We start from the raw sequence: 2,500 nt of genomic DNA, 5'->3' as shown, positions 1-2,500 counted from the left end.
CGTTCCGTAAGCCTGCGAAGCGGTACCTGTGAGGGGCCGTGGAGGTATCGGAAGTGCGAATGATGACATGAGTAGCGACAAAAAGTGTGAGAGACACTTTCGCCGAAAGTCCAAGGGTTCCTGCGCAATGCTAATCAGCGCAGGGTTAGTCGGCCCCTAAGGTGAGGCAGAAATGCGTAGCCGATGGGAATCACGTTAATATTCGTGAACCAGATGGTAGTGACGGATCGCGCAGGTTCGTATCCCCTTATTGGATTGGGGGTGCGATGAGCCGGTTCCTGGAAATAGCTCCATCGATATTGACCGTACCCTAAACCGACACAGGTGGACTGGTAGAGTATACCAAGGCGCTTGAGAGAACTATACTGAAGGAACTCGGCAAATTGCACGCGTAACTTCGGGATAAGCGTGACTTCCCAGCGGGCAACCGTTGTGGAGTGGCACAAAAGAGGGGGTGGCGACTGTTTACTAAAAACACAGGGCTCTGCGAAGTAGCAATACGACGTATAGGGTCTGACGCCTGCCCGGTGCCGGAAGGTTAAATGGAGAGGTGCAAGCTTTGAAATGAAGCCCCGGTAAACGGCGGCCGTAACTATAACGGTCCTAAGGTAGCGAAATTCCTTGTCGGGTAAGTTCCGACCTGCACGAATGGCGTAACGACTTCCCCACTGTCTCCAGTATAGACTCAGCGAAATTGAATTCCCCGTGAAGATGCGGGGTTCCTGCGGTCAGACGGAAAGACCCCATGCACCTTTACTATAGCTTTACGCTGGCATTTGTGTCGGCATGTGCAGGATAGGTGGTAGGCTTTGAAGCCAGGGCGCCAGCTCTGGTGGAGCCGCAAGATGAGATACCACCCTTATCGTCATAGATGTCTAACCGCGGCATAACAGTGTCCGGGACAGCGTATGGTGGGTAGTTTGACTGGGGCGGTCGCCTCCCAAAGAGTAACGGAGGCGCGCGATGGTGGGCTCAGAACGGTCGGAAATCGTTCGCTGAGTGCAATGGCATAAGCCTGCCTGACTGCGAGACTGACAAGTCGAGCAGAGACGAAAGTCGGTCATAGTGATCCGGTGGTCCCGCGTGGAAGGGCCATCGCTCAACGAATAAAAGGTACGCTGGGGATAACAGGCTGATAATGCCCAAGAGTCCATATCGACGGCATTGTTTGGCACCTCGATGTCGGCTCATCACATCCTGGGGCTGGAGCAGGTCCCAAGGGTATGGCTGTTCGCCATTTAAAGTGGTACGTGAGCTGGGTTTAGAACGTCGTGAGACAGTTCGGTCCCTATCTGCCGTGGGTGTAGGAATATTGAGAAGAGCTGACCCTAGTACGAGAGGACCGGGTTGGACGAACCTCTGGTGGACCTGTTGTGGCGCCAGCCGCATTGCAGGGTAGCTAAGTTCGGACGGGATAACTGCTGAAAGCATCTAAGCAGGAAGCCTCCTTCAAAACGAGTATTCCCTTGAGAGCCGTGGAAGACCACCACGTCGATAGGCCGGGTGTGGAAGCGCAGCAATGTGTGAAGCTTACCGGTACTAATAGCTCGATTGGCTTGATCGTTCTCATTAATCAATGTCCGCATTGATCTAACGATCGCTCAGAAATACACCACCAACGCTTCTTGCATGGGAAAGCGTTGGAACAAACATTAACCAGATCTTCACCATCCGTTTTTCGCTGACCTGGTGGTTCTTGCGAAGCGCCCAGGACCCGATCCCATCCCGAACTCGACCGTCAAATGCTTCCGCGCCAATGGTACTAAGTCTTAAGGCTTGGGAGAGTAGGTCGCTGCCAGGTCTGCCAAAAACGGATGTCTCAATACGTCGTCGAAACACAAAAGCCCCGCACTCAGAAATGAGGCGGGGCTTTTTCGCGTCCGGAGGAAAGGGGAGGACGGCTCTTGAGATCCTGGTGGGACTTGCGTCCGCCTGTGCCCAGTGCCTTGTCAACCATTGCGGCTTGTCGGCGTCGGATAGCACGGCGAGGGGAAGCGGTGACTAGGCTCGCCTTGACATCCACTATAGCACCCGAGCTGAGGGAGGAAGTCCGCGGCTACGCACTTGTCCGCGGGAGTTTGTTGTTGTGAACCGGTGGCCGGCCGTAAGAATGGAGTTGACCGCGAGGCACGAGAGCCCCGCCGGGCCGAAAATCGCACTGCAGTTCCGCTAAAGGGCTCGTCGGACTGCCCCGCACCCTCATTTGCTTTTCTGTGCTCGTTCATCATGGCACCCGGCTGTCGCAAGGCCCCTCAACGCTTCCGAGTGCAGTTGGCTGCTGCGTCGAGCGGCACGCCCCCCAGAGCGGTTGCTATCGTCCTTCAGCTCTCTAGCGATAAGGCGGGTGTTCGCACCAAATTAACATGGGCCGGCATTTTGAACGCCGGCCGCGATGCAGGGTGTCCCTCGTTCAAGAGCTTGGCTGGTCTGGCTTGTGCCTCAAAGTGTTTGAAAAGGGTTACATTGCTCGATCGTTCTCTCAGTGGACTGGCGCGCACCA

Annotated in this window: 2 rRNA genes (1 of these 2 only partly in view); both read left to right on the top strand. The window is 55.4% G+C overall.

Annotation, left to right across the window (positions count from 1 at the left end):
* Positions 1-1,564 (top strand): 23S ribosomal RNA (locus tag ELX51_RS16670); it begins 1,159 nt to the left of the window's first position.
* A 121-nt stretch (positions 1,565-1,685) separates the two neighbouring features.
* Positions 1,686-1,801: ribosomal RNA gene (gene rrf, locus ELX51_RS16665) — 5S ribosomal RNA — on the top strand.
* The last annotated feature ends 699 nt before the right edge of the window (positions 1,802-2,500 follow it).

Source organism: Devosia sp. 1566 (genome assembly GCF_004005995.1).
Lineage (GTDB): Bacteria > Pseudomonadota > Alphaproteobacteria > Rhizobiales > Devosiaceae > Devosia.
The sequence above is the reverse complement of the archived record's forward strand: the minus strand, read 5'-3'. Positions and strand labels throughout refer to the sequence as shown.